This window comes from [Roseibacterium] beibuensis (assembly GCF_039542305.1).
Lineage (GTDB): Bacteria > Pseudomonadota > Alphaproteobacteria > Rhodobacterales > Rhodobacteraceae > Roseibacterium > Roseibacterium beibuensis.
The window spans coordinates 110639-126712 of sequence record NZ_BAABHW010000001.1 but is presented as its reverse complement, the minus strand read 5'-3'; the positions used below and the strand labels follow the sequence as shown (position 1 = coordinate 126712).

Below are 16074 nucleotides of genomic sequence, written 5' to 3'. Positions count from 1 at the left end.
AGAGCGTCCCATGTCCGAGCCCCAGTTCACCCCGCGCGTTTTCTCCGGCATCCAGCCCTCTGGCGGGCTTACGCTGGGCAACTATCTCGGCGCGATGAAACGCTTCGTGACGATGCAGAACGAAGGCACGCACGAGACGATCTACTGCATGGTCGACCTGCACGCGATCACCGCCAAGCGCCTCGATCCGAATGAATTGCGCAACAATACGCGCGAGCTGTGTGCAGGTTTCATTGCCGCCGGGATCGATCCGGAGAAAAGCGTGCTCTTCAACCAGAGCCAGGTGGCCGAGCACACCCAACTGGCCTGGATCCTCAACTGCGTCGCGCGCATGGGCTGGATGGGCCGCATGACCCAGTGGAAGGACAAGGCCGGCAAGAATGCCGAGAATGCCTCGCTCGGGTTGTTCGCCTACCCCGCGCTGATGGCCGCCGATATCCTTATCTACCACGCGACCCATGTGCCCGTGGGCGAGGACCAGAAGCAGCACCTGGAATTGACGCGCGACATCGCCGCCAAGTTCAACCATGACTACGGCGTCGAGTTCTTCCCCATCACCGAACCGGTGATCGGCGGGGCAGCAACCCGCGTGATGAACCTGCAGGACGGCACCAAGAAGATGTCCAAGTCCGACCCGTCGGACAAGACGCGCATCAACCTGACCGACGGCGCCGACGCGATCGCCAAGAAGATCCGCAAGGCCAAGACCGACCCCGACCCCCTGCCCGACACGGTGGACGGGCTGGAGGGACGCCCCGACGCGCGCAACCTCGTCAATATCTACGCCGCGCTGGCCGATATCACGCAGCAAGAGGTTCTGGACCAGCATGCCGGCGCACTCTTCGGACATTTCAAGGTCGCGCTGGCCGATGTCGCGGTGGACCAGCTCGCCCCGATCTCGACCGAGATGGCGCGGCTGATGAACGACCCGGCCGAGATTGACCGCATCCTCGGACGCGGCGCCGAGCGCGCGCGAGAAATCGCCGGCCCGATCCTCGACCGGACCTACGACATCGTGGGCATGCTGCGCAGCTAAGGGCGCGCGTCGCGCTGCACGGATGCACAAATCCGGTGCGCTTGCGTCTGTTTCATTTCGCATCTGCACAATGCATATCTCCGCTCGAAAGAACGGAGATATGCGATGTCCTACACAGCCCATCCCGAGACCCGCGTGGGTCACGTCCACCTCAAGGTGTCCGACCTCGACCGCTCGATCGCCTTTTATCGCGAGGTTCTCGGGCTTGAGCTCATACAGAAGTTCGGCCATCAAGCCGCCTTCCTGTCCGCGGGCGGCTACCATCACCATCTTGGCCTGAACACCTGGGAAAGCCGTGGCGGCACCCCGCCCGCCCCCGGCACGACCGGCTTGTATCACCTCGCGCTCCTCTACCCCGACCGCCCGGCCTTGGCGCAGGCGCTGAAACAGGTGCTGGGGTCCGGCGTGCGCCTGGACGGCGCCGCCGATCACGGCGTGTCCGAGGCCGTCTATTTCCGCGACCCCGACCAGAACGGGATCGAGCTTTATGTCGACCGCGCGCCGGAAGACTGGCCGCGCGATTCCGACGGAAACATCGAGATGTTCAATGCGCCGTTGGACATACCCGCCCTTCTGGCCGAGGCGTGACGTAACGTCTTTGCGGCATTGCAGCGTTAGCGCCACCGCTGTCATTTGACTTTTACAAACGGATGGTTATGTTTCGCCTATCCTGAAATCGACGATCCTTTTGGGGAGAACCGCCATGAGCACCCACGTGCCTACCGGTCGCCGTTCGGCTGACCGCGTCATGACCCGCCCCACCCGGACCGCCGCCCTTGATGCGCGCGCCGGTGTGGCCCGTGTCCAATCCCGTCCGGTAAAACGCCCGGCCACCAAGACAGAGGCGCATAGCAGCGGTGCGTCCATGGAATACCAGCAGGGTTTCACCTCTGGACCTTCCGCCTGATCCGGGCCTAGTCTCGCCCTCGAAATTCGGAGGGCGAGATGGCTACGGGTACGAACATCAAGACATTTTTCGAAGGCGCTTGGCATGATGCGGATGTTCCGATCATGCGGGCAGCCGACCACGGGTCGTGGCTGGGCACCACTGTCTTCGATGGCGCGCGCTATGTCGACGGCCTTGCCCCCGACCTGATGGCCCATTGCGAGCGTGTCGTGAACTCGGCCCGCGCGCTGATGCTTCACCCGGCCCAAACCCCGCAGGAAATCTTCGACATCGTCTGGGAAGGCGTGAAGCGCTACCCCGAGGACGCCGCGGTGTATATCCGCCCGATGTTCTGGGGCATCGACGGCGGTGCGCTCGGCATCCTGCCGGCCGAGTCGCCCGCGGGCTTCTGCGTGTCGCTGGAAGAGATCCCGATGGCCGATCCCAACAAGACCGTCCGCCTGACCACCACGCAGTTCCGCCGCCCCGTCCTGGCCGACAACGTCTGCAATGCCAAGGCAGGCTGCCTTTACCCGAACAACGCCCGGATGCTGGCCGAGGCCATGTCGAAAGGGTACGACAACGCGCTTGTCGCCGACGCCATGGGCAATGTCGCCGAAAGCGCCAGCGCCAATGTTTTCATGGTGCGCGACGGCGTCATCTACACCCCCATTCCGAACGGCACCTTCCTGCCGGGCATCACGCGCAAACGGCATATGGAACTGCTGCGCGCAGACGGGGTCGAGGTGGTAGAAACCGTCCTGACCTTTGACGATTTCCGCACCGCCGACGAGGTTTTCCTGACCGGTAACCTCAACAAAGTCACGCCGGTCTCGGAATTCGACGGCACCCATTACCAGCATGGTCCCGTCGCCAAGCGCGCCTACGACCTCTACTGGGAGTGGGCACGCGCCACCGCCTGATCACGGCAACAAGGCCGTTGCAACACCCCCGCTCCCGCGCCATGCTCGGGGGTGGGAAGGGATGGACCGATGCGCAAGTTTCTCGTCGTGCTCGACGACACCCGCGAATGCCTCAATGCCATGCGCTTCGCCGCCATGCGGGCCGCCAATACCGGGGCCGGAGTCGAGATCCTGTCGGTGATCCCGCCCGATGAATTCAACCATTGGATCGGTGTCGGAGAGGTCATGCGCGCCGAGGCCCGCGAACGCATCGAGGCGCATTTCAACGTCTTCGCCAAGTGGATGCGCGACAAGCAGCACGTCGATCCCACTCTGGTCATCCGCGAGGGCGAACCGGTGGACGAGATCCTGGCCCATATCCGCGAAACACCCGAGATCGGCGTGCTGGTGCTGGGCGCCGGAACGGATAAGGGCGGGCCGGGGCCATTGGTGACAAAACTCACCAAGACCGCCGGTAGCCTGCCGGTGCCAATCACCATCGTCCCGGTCGAGTTGAGCAAGGAACAACTGGAACAGATCACCTGAGGGGGCCTGCAGATGCCGATGCCGTGGACATACCGCCATAGCGAAACCGAATGGCGCCGGTTCCTCGCCGATATCCGCGACGTGATGGGCACAGCTTCGGACAACGTGGCCTATACAACGGCAGAAGGCGCGTTTCGTGCCTTTCGCGGCCGGTTGACGGTCGAGGAGACCGCAGACTTCGCTCAGATCCTGCCGGCGATGCCCCGTGCGTTGTTTTTCGAGGGGTGGAGGCCCGCGCCCCCGCGGCCTTGGGCCGATGTGTCGACCTATGTTTCCGAAATCAAGGCGCTGCGAGCCGACCACAACTTCGCCACCGGCGGCGCGCTGGAGGCCGTTTCGGTGGCGCTGCACCGGGCTGTGGGGCCAACTCCGTTGGCCCGCGCCCTTGCGGCAATCGGCCCGGAGGCCGAGGTCTTCTGGTCCGTCGAAGGATATTCCGCCGAGGCGCTTGCCGCGCACGGGTTCTGACTGCGGGCCGATTTTAGAACGATTCCAAACCTTGACTTCGCGCCGCCGCATCCGCATATCTGACGAAACCGATAAGGATCTCGTCCCATGTTCATTCAGACCGAATCCACTCCCAACCCGGCGACGTTGAAATTCCTGCCCGGACAGTCCGTGCTGGAGTCAGGCACCGCGGATTTCCCGTCGGCCGATGCGGCTGGCTCCTCGCCGCTTGCGCGGCGGATCTTCGCTGTCTCGGGTGTGACGGGCGTGTTCTTCGGCACCGATTTCGTGACGGTGACCAAGGCCGAGGGAACGGACTGGGATCACGTGAAACCCGCCATCCTCGGCGCCATCATGGAGCATTTCCAATCCGGCGCGCCGGTGATGGAAGGCGAAGGCCAGGCCGCCGGTGGCCATGCCGATCATGATGGCGAAGACGCCGAAATCGTGGGCCAGATCAAGACGCTCCTCGACACCCGCGTGCGTCCTGCCGTGGCGCAGGATGGCGGCGATATCACCTTCCACGGGTTCGACCGTGGCGTGGTCTACCTGCACATGCAGGGGGCCTGTGCGGGATGCCCCTCGTCCACGCTGACGCTCAAGATGGGGATCGAGAACCTGCTGCGGCACTACATCCCCGAAGTGGTCGAGGTGCGCCCTGTCACCGTCTGACCCGCTGATCCTGGGCTTCGACACATCGGCCGCGCATTGCGCGGCCGCTTTGCTGTCGGGCAATCGTGTCATCTCGGCGGCCCATGAAGAGATGGGCAAGGGGCAGGCCGAACGGCTGATGCCGCTGATCCAGGATGTGCTGGACGAGGCGGGCGTAGCACTTCGCGATCTCGATGCAATCGGTGTCGGGATCGGCCCCGGCAATTTCACCGGCATCCGCATCTCGGTCTCTGCCGCGCGCGGTCTGGGTTTGGCCCTGGGCATTCCGGCGGTGGGTGTCACGCTCCTCGATGCGCTTGCGCTTGACGGGCCGCGCCCGATGCTGGCTTGTCTCGATGCGCGCAGGGACAACCTCTATTTGCAACGCTTCGCCGACGGCGCCGAACGGGGACCGGACCTCGTGCCGCTGTCCGAAGCGCGGGATTGGGCCCTGCCCGGGATTACCGTTGTCGGTCAGCGCAGCGACGAGGTCGCGCAGTCAATTGGCGCGGCACACGCCCCGGCCGCCCACGCCCCCGCATCCGCCATCGCCCGCCTCGCGGCGAAGCACTGGCAGGACCCGGACCTTCCGCGCCCCGCGCCGCTCTATATCCGCCCTGCCGATGCCGCGCCGTCGCGCGAAACCGGCCCCGTGATCCTTCCGGGGTGACCATGACGCCCGAGGTCATGTCAGCGCTCTACTCGGCGGCATTTCCCGACAGCCGCCCGTGGACGGCGACGGAAATCGCCGCCCTGCTTAACCGGCCCACCACCCATGCCATCACCGCACCGCATGGGTTCGCCCTGATCCAGGTCATCGCGCCCGAGGCCGAACTGCTGACAATCGTCATCGACCCGGCCCAACAGGGCCAAGGCCTGGGACGCGCGCTTCTGGACAAGACGCTGGACCGTGCCGCGACACTTGGCGCGTCCTGCCTCTTTCTCGAGGTAGACATGACGAACGCGCCGGCCCTTGCGCTGTATGGTTCGGCAGGCTTCGAGCAGGCCGGCCATCGCGCGAACTACTACGTAAAACCTGACGGATCTCGCAGCGATGCCCTCCTGCTGTGCAAAGCGCTGTCGGCCGCCGCCTGACGCGGCGCTCCTCCTGCGATGCGTCGATCCTATCGGCGCCACATGGCAGAATCCGGTTGACCCTTCCCCGTCCCTTTGCCCTTAATTCACGCCGAGGATCGTGACGATCTTTGATGCGAGAGGGCTGCCTGCCTCAATGTGCAGCCCGCACCAACCGGGAGATACACATGAGCATGATGAAGTCCTTCCTCGGCGCGGCCGCCGCGCTGGCAATCACTGCCACGGGCGCGCTGGCCGAACCGGCCCTCGTCTTCGACCTCGGCGGCAAGTTCGACCGCTCCTTCAACGAGGCCGCCTTCAACGGCGCCGAGATGTGGGCCGAGGAAACCGGCGAAACCTATCGCGAGATCGAGCTTCAGAACGACGCCCAGCGCGAACAGGCGCTGCGCCGCCTGGCCGAGGCCGGGTCGAACCCGATCGTCATGGCCGGTTTCGCCTTTGGCTCGACCCTTGACGTGATCGCGCCGGAATACCCCGATACCAGCTTCGTGATCATCGACGCCGAGGTGGACCAGCCCAACGTGCAGTCGATCATCTTCCAGGAGCATGAAGGCTCCTACCTCGTCGGCATGCTGGCCGCGATGGCCTCGGAAAGCGGCACGGTCGGTTTCGTCGGCGGCATGGACATCCCGCTGATCTCGCGCTTCGCCTGCGGCTATGCCCAGGGCGCCGTGGCCGCCAACCCCGACGCAACCGTTCTGGCCAACATGACCGGCACCACGCCGGCGGCCTGGAACGACCCGGTGCGCGGCGGTGAACTGGCCCGCGGCCAGATCGAGCGTGGCGCCGACGTGATCTATGCCGCCGCCGGCGGCACCGGTATCGGTGTTCTTCAGGCCGCCGCCGACGCGGGCGTGTTCGGCATCGGCGTCGACTCGAACCAGAACTACCTGCACCCGGGTTCCATGCTGACCTCGATGCTCAAGCGCGTCGACGTGGCCGTCTACAACGCCTTCACCGCCGGTGAAGAAATCGAGCCGGGCCTGATGGTTCTGGGCCTTGCCGAAGAGGGCGTGGGCTACGCCCTCGACGAGTATAACGAAGAACTGATCACCGAAGAGATGATGGCCGCCGTGGACGAAGCGCGGGCCGCTATCATCGCCGGCGAGATCGAAGTGCACGACATCTACGAGGACAGCACCTGCCCGGTGCAGATGCAATAAGGCGGGTGTGACGCATCGGCAGGGCTTGCCCCCGCCGGTGCATGCGCCGAAAAACAGGACCGGGCCGCGGCATCACACGCCCGCGGCCCGTTTCCCATCAGGACACGCCCCCATCCGCCAAAGGGTCGCCCATGACCAACACACCCCCCGCCATCGAGCTTCGCGGCATCTCCAAGGCCTTCGGCCCTGTGCAGGCCAACAAGGACATCTCGATCTCCGTCCAGCCGGGCACGATCCACGGCATCGTGGGCGAGAACGGCGCGGGAAAATCCACGCTGATGTCCATCCTCTACGGGTTCTACAAGGCCGATAAGGGCGAGATTTGCATCAACGGACAACTGACCCCGATCCCCGACAGCCAGGCCGCCATCCGCGCCGGTATCGGGATGGTCCACCAGCATTTCAAGCTGGTCGAGAATTTCACCGTGGTCGAGAACGTCATCCTAGGGGCCGAGGACGGCGCGATGCTGCAGCCCTCGATCTCCAAGGCGCGCAAGCTTCTGACCGACCTCGCTGCCGAATACGGGCTGGAGGTCAACCCCGACACGAGGATCGAGGATCTGTCCGTCGGTCACCAGCAACGCGTCGAGATCCTCAAACAGCTCTACCGCCAGGCCGAAATCCTGATCCTTGACGAGCCGACCGGCGTTCTGACCCCGGCCGAAGCCGACCAGCTGTTCCGCATCCTCGAACGGCTGAAGGAAGAGGGGAAGACCATCATCCTGATCACGCACAAGTTGCGCGAGATCATGGAGGTGACCGATACCGTGTCGGTCATGCGGCGCGGGCAGATGACGGCCACCGTCAAGACGTCCGACACCTCTCCTGCCGAACTGGCCGAGTTGATGGTGGGCCGCAAGGTGCTGCTGCGGGTCGACAAGGCCCCGGCCAAACCCGGCAAGACCGTGCTGGAGGTCGACAACCTGCGCGTGCGCGATCACGGTGTCGACAAGCTCAAGGGCATCTCCTTCCAGATCCGTGCAGGCGAGATCCTTGGCATCGCCGGCGTTGCGGGCAACGGGCAATCCGAATTGCTGGAGGTGCTGGGCGGCATGATCCCGGCACAGGGCGGAACCGTGCGCATGAACGGCGACGAGATCGACCTGACCGGCGCGAAGTCCGACGGTCAGTCCCGCCGCGCCCGTGGCATCGCCCATGTGCCCGAGGACCGGCAGTCGGAAGGCCTGATCATGCCCTACGAGGCGTGGGAGAACATGGCCTTCGGCTATCATCACGACCCGGCCTACCAGGCCAATCGCTTCTTGATGAACAACGCCGCGATCAAGGCCGACACCGCCAAGAAGATGGAGCGATACGACGTCCGCCCGCGCAACCCGCGCCTGCCGGCGCGCAATTTCTCGGGCGGCAACCAGCAAAAAATCGTCGTCGCCCGCGAGATGGAGCGCAACCCCGACCTGTTGCTGGTCGGACAGCCGACCCGCGGCGTCGATATCGGCGCGATCGAGTTCATTCACCGCCAGATCATCGCGCTGCGCGATCAGGGCAAGGCGATCTTGCTGGTCTCAGTCGAGTTGGACGAGATCATGGGCCTCAGCGACCGGATCGCGGTCATGTTCGACGGCAAGATCATGGGCGAACGCCTGCCCGACCAAACAGATGAAAACGAGCTTGGCCTGATGATGGCCGGCATGACCAAAGGGGCCGCGTAACCCATGGACAAGATGCCAAAATGGGCCGATGTCATCCTGATCCCGTTGATCAGCGTTATCCTGGCGCTTCTGGTGTCAGGCCTTGTCGTGATCTTCATCGGCGAAAGCCCGATCGAGGCGATGCAGATCATGGTCCGTGGCGCCTTCGGCAACGCCTATGGCTGGGGCTACACGCTCTTTTACACCACGAATTTCATTTTCACCGGGCTGGCCGTGGCCGTCGCCTTCCATGCCAAGATGTTCAACATCGGGGGCGAGGGGCAGGCCGCGCTCGGGGGCCTCGGCGTCGCGATCATTTGCCTGACGATCCCTTGGCCACACTGGTCCGTCGCGCTGCTGGCCGCCGTGATCGGGTCTGCGGTTTTAGGGGCGGCCTGGGCGGCGATCCCGGCCTATCTGCAGGCAAAACGGGGCAGCCATATCGTGATCACCACGATCATGTTCAACTTCATCGCCTCGGCCTTGCTGGTCTACTTGCTGGTGAACGTGTTCCGCGTGCCGGGCTCCATGGCGCCCGAAACCGCCCGCTTCCCCGAGGCCGTGCACCTGCCCAACGCGTCGCAATTCGCGGGTTTCCTCGGCTTCCGCCCCTCGACGCCGCTCAACGTGTCCTTCTTCGTGGCGCTTCTTGCCTGCGTCTTCGTCTGGCTGCTGATCTGGCGCACCCGGCTGGGTTACGAGATCCGCGCCTTCGGCCATTCCGAAACCGCCGCCGTCTATGCCGGTATCCACCCGGTGAAGATCGTAATGATCTCGATGCTGATCTCGGGCGGGCTGGCCGGCATGATGGCGACCAACAGCGTCATGGGCGAGGCCGAGCGGCTGGTCATCGACAACGTGCAGGGCGCGGGCTTCGTCGGCATCGCCGTGGCGCTGATGGGCCGGTCGCATCCGGTGGGCGTGTTCCTCGCCGCGCTGCTGTTCGGGGCGCTCTACCAGGGCGGGGCCGAACTGGAATTCGAGATGCCCGCCGTCAGCCGCGAGATGATCGTGGTCATCCAGGCGCTGGTGATCCTGTTCACCGGTGCGCTGGACAACATGGTGCGGATGCCGATGGAGGCCTTCTTCCTCGCCCGTCACCGCCGGCAAGAGGCGGCGGCCGCCGCCGCGGCGCCAAACCCCAAGCCCGACGCGGCCCATACCGGCGCACCCGCCGCCCAACGCGAGGAGTGATCCAATGGATTTCCTGACCATCCTCCAGATCCTCGACTCGACGGTGCGACTGGCCACGCCGCTCTTGCTGGCCTGCCTTGCGGGGCTGTTCTCGGAACGCTCGGGGATTTTCGATATCGGGCTCGAGGGCAAGATGCTGGCCGCGGCCTTCGCCTCGGCGTCCATCGCCTTCGTCACCGGCAGCGCCTGGGCGGGGCTGGCGGCGGGCATCGGGGCCTCGATGATCCTTGCGCTGTTGCATGGGGTGGCCTCCATCACGTTCCGCGGCAACCAGCTGATTTCCGGTGTGGCGATCAACTTCCTGGCCGCTGGCCTGTCGGTCGTCATCGCACAAACCGCGTTCCGACAGGGCGGCCGTACACCTGCGCTGACCGGCAATGCCCGGTTCACCGAGATCACCCTGCCCTTCGCAGACGCGGTCGCGGATGTCCCGGTGATCGGGCCGATCTACGCCAACCTGATCTCGGGCCACTCGATTCTTGTCTATGTCGCGCTGCTGATCGTGCCGCTGACATGGTGGGTGCTGTTCCGCACGCGCTTTGGCCTGCGCCTGCGCGCCGTGGGCGAGAACCCCGCCGCCGTCGACACCGCCGGTATCTCGGTCGTCGGCCTGCGCTATGCGGCCGTGCTGATCTGCGGCGTTCTGTGCGGGATCGCGGGGGCCTACCTTGCCACGTCGCTGTCCGCCGGATTCGTGAAGGACATGAGCGCGGGGCGCGGCTTCATCGCGCTGGCGGCGCTGATCTTCTCAAAGTGGCGGCCCTGGTACGCATTGATGGCCTGCCTGCTCTTTGGTCTGCTCGACGCGGTGGGCAACCGCTACCAGAACATCCAGTTGGGCGATTTCGTGATCCCGGTCCAGTTCATGCAGGCGCTGCCTTACATCCTGACCGTCATCATCCTTGCCGGGTTCGTGGGCCGGGCCATTCCGCCGCGTGCGGGCGGTGAGCCTTACGTGAAAGAGCGCTGACCGTTCCGCGTTGCGCCTGCGAAAGGCGGGAGGCTTCCCGCCTTTCCGAGCTTTCGCGGTGTGAGCAGTCTAGCCACAGGTATGGCCCCGCGTTACATCTGTAAGGGCGCAGAACGGGAAGCCGCCCATGCAAATCTACCTGCCCATTGCCGAGGTCAGCGTAAACGCGTTTCTGCTGCTTGGCCTTGGCGGGCTGGTGGGCATCCTGTCCGGCATGTTCGGCGTGGGCGGCGGGTTCCTTCTGACGCCCTTGCTGTTTTTCATCGGCATCCCGCCCGCCGTTGCAGTGGCGACCCAGTCGAACCAGATCGTCGCGTCCTCGATCTCGGGCGTTCTGGCGCATTTCCGACGAAAGACCGTGGATCTGAAAATGGGCGTGGTGCTGCTGATCGGCGGCCTTGTCGGGGCCGGCGCGGGCGTGCAGATCTTCGCGCTGCTCACCCGGTTGGGCCAGGTCGATCTGGCGGTGCAGCTTTGCTACGTCGTCTTTCTTGGGGTGATCGGCGGGCTGATGCTGATCGAAAGCTTGAAGGCCCTGAAACGGTCCCGGATTCCCGGTGGAGCACCGCCGCCCAAACGCAGGCATATCGGCTGGATCCATGGGCTGCCCTTCAAGATGCGGTTCCGCACCTCCGGCCTCTATATCTCCGCGATCCCGCCGCTGCTGGTGGGCCTTTTGGTCGGCATCCTCGCCGCTGTCATGGGCGTGGGTGGCGGCTTCATCATGGTCCCGGCGATGATCTACCTGCTGGGGATGCCGACCAAGGTCGTGGTCGGTACCTCGCTCTTCCAGATCATCTTTGTCACCGGCTTTGCGACGATCATGCACGCCACGACGAACTACACCGTCGATATGGTGCTGGCGCTTCTTCTGATCGTGGGCGGGGTGATCGGCGCCCAGATCGGCACAAGGATCGGCGTGAAGATGAAGGCCGAGCAGTTGCGCATCCTTCTAGCACTGATGGTTTTGGGGGTCTGCGGCAAGATCGCGCTGGACCTGCTGCTCTATCCCAATGACCTCTATTCGCTGGCCGAGGTGGTCCAATGATCCGGCGCCTCGCGATCCTGCTTGCGGCGATGGTCGCTTGCACCACGCCTGCCATGGCCGAACGGGTTGTCGCCGGCCTCAGCCGCGATGCGATCTCGATCACCACGAATTTCGAAGGCTCCGAGATCCTGATTTTCGGCGCGGTCAGCCGAGAGGCCCCCGCCCCCGAAGGCGCGCCGCTGGAGGTCATCATCACGGTCGAGGGGCCAAGCCGCCCCGTGACCGTCCGCCGCAAGGAGCGCCGCTTCGGCATCTGGGTGAACACGGACGCGGCGGACGTGGACTCGGCCCCGACCTTTTACGCCGTGGCCAGCACCTCGCCCATGGCGATCGCGCTGACGCAGACCGAGGATTTGCGCCACCGCATCTCGATCCCGCGGGCGATCCGCGCCGTCGGCGTCGATGTGGGCGATCTGTCGAATTTCACGGACGCGCTGATCCGGCTGCGCATGAACGAGCGGCTTTACCAGTTGAACGAGGGCGCGGTGACGCTCCGCGACGACACCTTGTTCGACACCTCGATCCGGCTGCCTGCGAACCTGACCGAGGGCGATTACCGCACCCGGATTTTCCTGACCCGGGACGGCGAGGTGATCGACGCGTTCGAGACCGACATCGCCGTGCGCAAGGTCGGGCTGGAGCGGCTGATTTATAACCTCGCCCACCAGCAGCCCCTGGTCTATGGCATCCTGTCACTGATTATCGCAATCGCCGCCGGCTGGGGCGCTTCGGCAGCCTTCCGCTTTCTGCGCAGCTGAGCGACCCGCGGGGGCTCTGCCCCCGCATCCCCGGAGTTTTGCAGCCAAGATGAAGGGGTGGGGTGGATCTATCCGCGCCCGACATAGGGCATTTTCGTCGCCATGATCGTCTGGAACAGGACATTGGCCGAGAGCGGCAGGCCAGCCATGCCCAGAACCGCGTCGGCCACGTGGTCTACGTCCATCATCGGTGGCGGGGCCTTGCCCGCTGCGACAGCAGCCTCGGCGATGCCGCGCAGAAGGTCGGTTTCAGCGTTGCCTATATCGATCTGCCCGCAGGCGATATCGAAGGGGCGGCCATCGAGCGCGATCTGCCGGGTCAGGCCGGTGACGCCATGTTTCGTCGCGGTGTAGGGGGCCGCGCCTTCGCGCGGGACATGGGCGGAAATCGATCCGTTGTTGATGATGCGCCCGCCCTGCGGGGCCTGCCTGCGCATCAGGCGAAAGGCCATGCGCGCGCAGAGGAACATGCCCGTCAGGTTCACGTCGACCGCACGTTTCCAATCGTCGACGGCGATTTCGTCGATCGGGGCCGCCGAGGTGAAGATGCCCGCGTTGTTGAAAAGCAGGTCGAGGCGCCCCTGCCCTTCGACGAAGTCGTGAAAAGCAACCTGCACGGCATCGGGGTCGGCCACGTCGCAGGGCAGCGCCACGGCGCGGTCATGGCTGGCGGCGATGGCTTCGAGCGGATCGGCACGCCGCGCGATCAGACCGACGGTCCACCCCGCGCCGAGGAGCTTTTCGGCCACGGCGCGGCCAATCCCGGCGCTGGCCCCGGTGACGATGGCGGTTTTCATGGGGTCTCCTCCTGGGCTTCGAGGGCGAGGGGCGCGGCGGGCGCGACAAGATCGTCTGTGCGCAACGCGGCCTTGGGGCGCGACAGGCGGTAGCGTGTGACCCAGATCAGGCGTTCCTCGGCGCGGGTGATGGCGACATAGGCCAACCGTTTCCACAGCGCCTGACCGGCTTCCATCCGGCCCGCGCGCGAGGCGGCATAGAGATCGGGCGCGAAAACCTGCACCTCGGGCCATTGCGAACCCTGCGCCTTGTGGATCGTCACCGCTGCCCCATGCAGAAAGGCCGCGCCCATGCGGGCGGCATAGGGGATGAAAGGTTCTTCCTCGTCGGGTTTCTCGATCTTGACGATGGAGGCGGCGGAGAAGCGCGGGTTCTCGGCCCCGATCACGTGCAGCCGTGAAAAGCCGGGCTTGGAGCCGGGGCCGAGATAGATCACCGGGGCGCCCTTGATCAGGCCGCGCGCTTCGAGGTCGATGCGTTTCTTGCGGTGCTTGAGCGGCAGTTCGATCCCGTCGCAGATCAGGGGTTCGCCCGGCAGAAGCGCGTCCTCGGGCGCACCATGGGCCGCGCGGAAGGCCGCGATGAGGCGGATGCGGGTCGCGTTGCGCCAGACGAGCACGGGGCTGCGGGCCATCATGTCGCTGTCGACGCGCGGCGCCACCTGCACGCGGTCGTCCCGGGCGGCGGCGTCCTCGACCATGCGTTCGAACCGCTCGAAACTGAGGTCCGGGTCGCCGAGCGCATGCGCCAGATCGAGGATCGGATTGTCGGCGTCCTGCCGGTGGATGCGGCGCAGTTCCAGCTTCTTCTCGGGGCCGAAGCGGTCAAACACCATCTGGCCGGACTGACCCACCGGGGCCAACTGCGCCGGGTCGCCGAAGAGAACCAGCATCGGGAAGATCTCGCACAGATCCTCGAACTGCTTTTCATCCAGCATCGAGGATTCGTCGATCAGACCGATATCAAGCGGGTCGTCGCGCCGTTTCCAGCCGGTGATGAAATCGGACCCGCGCAGCCCGGCGGCGGCCAGCGCGGCGGGCACGGATTTATGCACCTCGTAGACGGCCTTGGCGCGATCCAGTGCCTCGTCGGTCAGCGCCTCGATCTCGGGGCGGTCGCCCTGCCCCGCAAGCCATTCCGCGACCTTCTCATATTCCGGGTCATAGACCGGCGTGTAGAGGATGCGGTGGATCGTGGTCGCGGGCACGCCGCGCAGGCGCAAGACGCTTGCGGCCTTGTTGGTGGGGGCCAGAACGGCGACGGTACGGCGATCCTTGCGGCGTTTTCCCTCCCAATCGCCCGACACGATATCGACGCCGGCGGCCTCCAGGCTTTTGACGAGTTCCGCCAAGAGCAGCGTCTTGCCCGATCCGGCCTTGCCGACGACGGCGAGAACGGTCGACTTCCCCTCGACCGCCGGGGTGAGCGTTTCGTGGTCGAGGTCCACGCCCATCCCGCGCAGCGCCTCGGCGATGCGGTCATGGGCGTGGGCTTGATCGTCGGAAAAGGGCATGGGCACGGTCATGGACGGACCCTACCCAAGCCCGACCACGGGCGCGAGGGCGAAACGCGTCGCGGGTCAGCTCACTTGACGTTCAACTCGCGCGGCAGGGAGGAAAAACACTCGTGCCCCTGCTCGGTGATGAGGATCGGTTCGGTGATCTCGATCCCGCCATCATCGAGCCAGAGCGCGGGCATGAAGTGGAAAGTCATGCCCGCTTCCAGAACGGTCTTGTCGCCACGGCGGAAACTCATGGTCCGCTCGCCCCAGTCGGGCGGATAGCTGAGGCCGATGGCATAGCCGCAGCGCCCGTCCTTCTCGAAGCCCAGCTTGTTCAGCGTGGTGTTGAAGGCGATCGCGATGTCCTCGCAGGTGTTGCCGGGTTTGGCGGCCTCCAACGCCATTTCGGTCGCCTCGACCACGGCCTTTTCGGCCTCGCGGAACTTGTCGGGGATGTGGCCCAGGAACAGCGTGCGCGATTGAGGGCAATGGTAGCGGCGATAGCAGCCGGCGATCTCGAAAAAGGTCGACTCGCCCTCGCGCATGGGCTGTTCGTCCCATGTCAGGTGGGGTGCCGTCGCGTCGATGCCCGAAGGCGTCATGGGCACGATGGCCGGATAGTCGCCCCAGTGCCCCTCGGCCCCCTCGACACCGGCGCGGTAGATCTCGGCCACCAGCCGGTTCTTGGGCAGACCCGGTTCGGCCACCTCCAGGATGGTGCGGTGCATATGCTCGACGATCCGGGCGGCGCGGCGCATGTACTCGATCTCGGCCGGGGATTTAACGGCGCGCTGCCAGTTCACGAGGCCGGTGGCGTCGATCAACTCGGCCTCGGGCAGTTCCTTCACCAGTACCTGATGGGCGGCGGCAGAGTAGTAGTAGTTATCCAGTTCCACGCCGATCCGCCCCTTGGTCCCGCCCTGTTGGCGGATCAGCTCGGCCAGCGTCTCATGCGGGTGCTTCTCGGGGTTCTGCACAAAGGTGTCGTCGTAGCCGTGAACGGCCTCGTCCTCCATCCAGACCGTGCGCAGCGCCCCGCGTGTGTCGATCCCGCGCCCCCACCAGAACGGATCGCCCGACAAGCCCAGCAACACCGCCTGGTGCACGTAGAAGGACCAGCCGTCATAGCCCGAGAGCCACGCCATGTTCGACGGGTCGGTGACGATGATCCAGTCGAGCCCTCGCTTTTCCATCTCGGCGCGGGTGCGCGCGATGCGGATCTGGTATTCTTCGGTCGGGAAGTTGTAGATGCGAGAGACCATCGGCGCGTCTTTCAGGTTCGTGAACAGGGCTCGGCCACGTCACCGCGGAACGCTATCCGGTGCAATGCCAAAGCCGACCGCCCCACGCAAATGCGCGACCTTTCAGTCGGATACCGGGCAGTATGCCCGTTCTGCGGGCGGCCTGCCAATACCGTGCCTCTCCTGCGG

General features: G+C 65.2%; 17 protein-coding genes. 14 read left to right on the top strand and 3 right to left on the bottom strand.

Going from position 1 to position 16074, the window contains the following annotated elements:
* Positions 1–10 precede the first annotated feature (10 nt).
* From trpS to ABD923_RS00545, 14 genes are all read left to right on the top strand, one after another.
* On the top strand, positions 11–1036 hold the full coding sequence (gene trpS, locus ABD923_RS00610; RefSeq protein ID WP_259547263.1) for a tryptophan--tRNA ligase: 1026 nt from the start codon (positions 11–13) through the stop codon (positions 1034–1036).
* A 105-nt stretch (positions 1037–1141) separates the two neighbouring features.
* Positions 1142–1624, top strand: coding sequence for a VOC family protein (locus ABD923_RS00605; protein WP_259547264.1), 483 nt, complete (start codon positions 1142–1144; stop codon positions 1622–1624).
* Between the two features lie 357 nt (positions 1625–1981).
* On the top strand, positions 1982–2845 hold the full coding sequence (locus ABD923_RS00600; protein ID WP_259547265.1) for a branched-chain amino acid aminotransferase: 864 nt from the start codon (positions 1982–1984) through the stop codon (positions 2843–2845).
* Between the two features lie 69 nt (positions 2846–2914).
* Positions 2915–3370 carry a universal stress protein gene (locus ABD923_RS00595; protein ID WP_259547266.1) on the top strand — a complete coding sequence of 152 codons (456 nt, stop codon included), beginning with the start codon at positions 2915–2917 and terminating at the stop codon, positions 3368–3370.
* 18 nt (positions 3371–3388) lie between these two features.
* Positions 3389–3838, top strand: a complete 450-nt coding sequence (locus tag ABD923_RS00590) for a DUF2267 domain-containing protein (RefSeq protein ID WP_345229376.1) — start codon at positions 3389–3391, stop codon at positions 3836–3838.
* Positions 3839–3925: 87 nt separating this feature from the next.
* Entirely contained in the window at positions 3926–4489 is a 564-nt protein-coding gene (locus tag ABD923_RS00585; RefSeq protein ID WP_259547268.1) for a NifU family protein, read from the top strand.
* Positions 4476–5138 (top strand): tRNA (adenosine(37)-N6)-threonylcarbamoyltransferase complex dimerization subunit type 1 TsaB, encoded by a 663-nt coding sequence (tsaB, locus tag ABD923_RS00580; RefSeq protein ID WP_259547456.1) that lies wholly within the window; start codon positions 4476–4478, stop codon positions 5136–5138. Before ABD923_RS00585 ends, tsaB begins: the two co-directional genes overlap by 14 nt.
* A gap of 2 nt (positions 5139–5140) precedes the next feature.
* Complete coding sequence (locus ABD923_RS00575) at positions 5141–5563, top strand: GNAT family N-acetyltransferase (RefSeq protein WP_259547458.1); 423 nt, start codon at positions 5141–5143, stop codon at positions 5561–5563.
* 167 nt (positions 5564–5730) lie between these two features.
* Positions 5731–6726, top strand: a complete 996-nt coding sequence (locus tag ABD923_RS00570; protein WP_259547269.1) for a BMP family lipoprotein — start codon at positions 5731–5733, stop codon at positions 6724–6726.
* 131 nt (positions 6727–6857) lie between these two features.
* Positions 6858–8396: an ABC transporter ATP-binding protein gene (locus ABD923_RS00565; protein ID WP_259547271.1), complete on the top strand. Its 1539-nt coding sequence runs from the start codon at positions 6858–6860 to the stop codon at positions 8394–8396.
* A gap of 3 nt (positions 8397–8399) precedes the next feature.
* Complete coding sequence (locus ABD923_RS00560) at positions 8400–9569, top strand: ABC transporter permease (RefSeq protein WP_259547273.1); 1170 nt, start codon at positions 8400–8402, stop codon at positions 9567–9569.
* A gap of 4 nt (positions 9570–9573) precedes the next feature.
* Complete coding sequence (locus tag ABD923_RS00555) at positions 9574–10539, top strand: ABC transporter permease (RefSeq protein ID WP_259547275.1); 966 nt, start codon at positions 9574–9576, stop codon at positions 10537–10539.
* A gap of 127 nt (positions 10540–10666) precedes the next feature.
* Entirely contained in the window at positions 10667–11587 is a 921-nt protein-coding gene (locus ABD923_RS00550) for a sulfite exporter TauE/SafE family protein (protein ID WP_259547277.1), read from the top strand.
* Complete coding sequence (locus ABD923_RS00545) at positions 11584–12345, top strand: TIGR02186 family protein (RefSeq protein ID WP_259547279.1); 762 nt, start codon at positions 11584–11586, stop codon at positions 12343–12345. The genes ABD923_RS00550 and ABD923_RS00545 overlap by 4 nt, the downstream gene beginning before the upstream one ends.
* Positions 12346–12413: 68 nt before the next feature.
* Here the strand turns inward: ABD923_RS00545 and ABD923_RS00540 are convergent, their stop codons facing one another.
* The 3 genes from ABD923_RS00540 to ABD923_RS00530 are packed head-to-tail and all read right to left on the bottom strand — an operon-like array spanning position 12414 to position 15906.
* Positions 12414–13142 carry an SDR family oxidoreductase gene (locus ABD923_RS00540; protein WP_259547280.1) on the bottom strand — a complete coding sequence of 243 codons (729 nt, stop codon included), beginning with the start codon at positions 13140–13142 and terminating at the stop codon, positions 12414–12416.
* Positions 13139–14668, bottom strand: coding sequence for an ATP-dependent DNA helicase (locus tag ABD923_RS00535; protein ID WP_259547281.1), 1530 nt, complete (start codon positions 14666–14668; stop codon positions 13139–13141). Before ABD923_RS00535 ends, ABD923_RS00540 begins: the two co-directional genes overlap by 4 nt.
* Positions 14669–14727: 59 nt before the next feature.
* Positions 14728–15906: a M24 family metallopeptidase gene (locus tag ABD923_RS00530; RefSeq protein WP_259547282.1), complete on the bottom strand. Its 1179-nt coding sequence runs from the start codon at positions 15904–15906 to the stop codon at positions 14728–14730.
* Between the last annotated feature and the right edge of the window lie 168 nt (positions 15907–16074).

Coding starts and splice junctions, on each gene's coding strand:
- trpS (WP_259547263.1), top strand. CDS start 11: ATGTCCGAGCCCCAGTTCACCCCGCGCGTTTTCTCCGGCATCCAGCCC.
- ABD923_RS00605 (WP_259547264.1), top strand. CDS start 1,142: ATGTCCTACACAGCCCATCCCGAGACCCGCGTGGGTCACGTCCACCTC.
- ABD923_RS00600 (WP_259547265.1), top strand. CDS start 1,982: ATGGCTACGGGTACGAACATCAAGACATTTTTCGAAGGCGCTTGGCAT.
- ABD923_RS00595 (WP_259547266.1), top strand. CDS start 2,915: ATGCGCAAGTTTCTCGTCGTGCTCGACGACACCCGCGAATGCCTCAAT.
- ABD923_RS00590 (WP_345229376.1), top strand. CDS start 3,389: ATGCCGTGGACATACCGCCATAGCGAAACCGAATGGCGCCGGTTCCTC.
- ABD923_RS00585 (WP_259547268.1), top strand. CDS start 3,926: ATGTTCATTCAGACCGAATCCACTCCCAACCCGGCGACGTTGAAATTC.
- ABD923_RS00575 (WP_259547458.1), top strand. CDS start 5,141: ATGACGCCCGAGGTCATGTCAGCGCTCTACTCGGCGGCATTTCCCGAC.
- ABD923_RS00570 (WP_259547269.1), top strand. CDS start 5,731: ATGAGCATGATGAAGTCCTTCCTCGGCGCGGCCGCCGCGCTGGCAATC.
- ABD923_RS00565 (WP_259547271.1), top strand. CDS start 6,858: ATGACCAACACACCCCCCGCCATCGAGCTTCGCGGCATCTCCAAGGCC.
- ABD923_RS00560 (WP_259547273.1), top strand. CDS start 8,400: ATGGACAAGATGCCAAAATGGGCCGATGTCATCCTGATCCCGTTGATC.
- ABD923_RS00555 (WP_259547275.1), top strand. CDS start 9,574: ATGGATTTCCTGACCATCCTCCAGATCCTCGACTCGACGGTGCGACTG.
- ABD923_RS00550 (WP_259547277.1), top strand. CDS start 10,667: ATGCAAATCTACCTGCCCATTGCCGAGGTCAGCGTAAACGCGTTTCTG.
- ABD923_RS00545 (WP_259547279.1), top strand. CDS start 11,584: ATGATCCGGCGCCTCGCGATCCTGCTTGCGGCGATGGTCGCTTGCACC.
- ABD923_RS00540 (WP_259547280.1), bottom strand. CDS start 13,142: ATGAAAACCGCCATCGTCACCGGGGCCAGCGCCGGGATTGGCCGCGCC.
- ABD923_RS00535 (WP_259547281.1), bottom strand. CDS start 14,668: ATGACCGTGCCCATGCCCTTTTCCGACGATCAAGCCCACGCCCATGAC.
- ABD923_RS00530 (WP_259547282.1), bottom strand. CDS start 15,906: ATGGTCTCTCGCATCTACAACTTCCCGACCGAAGAATACCAGATCCGC.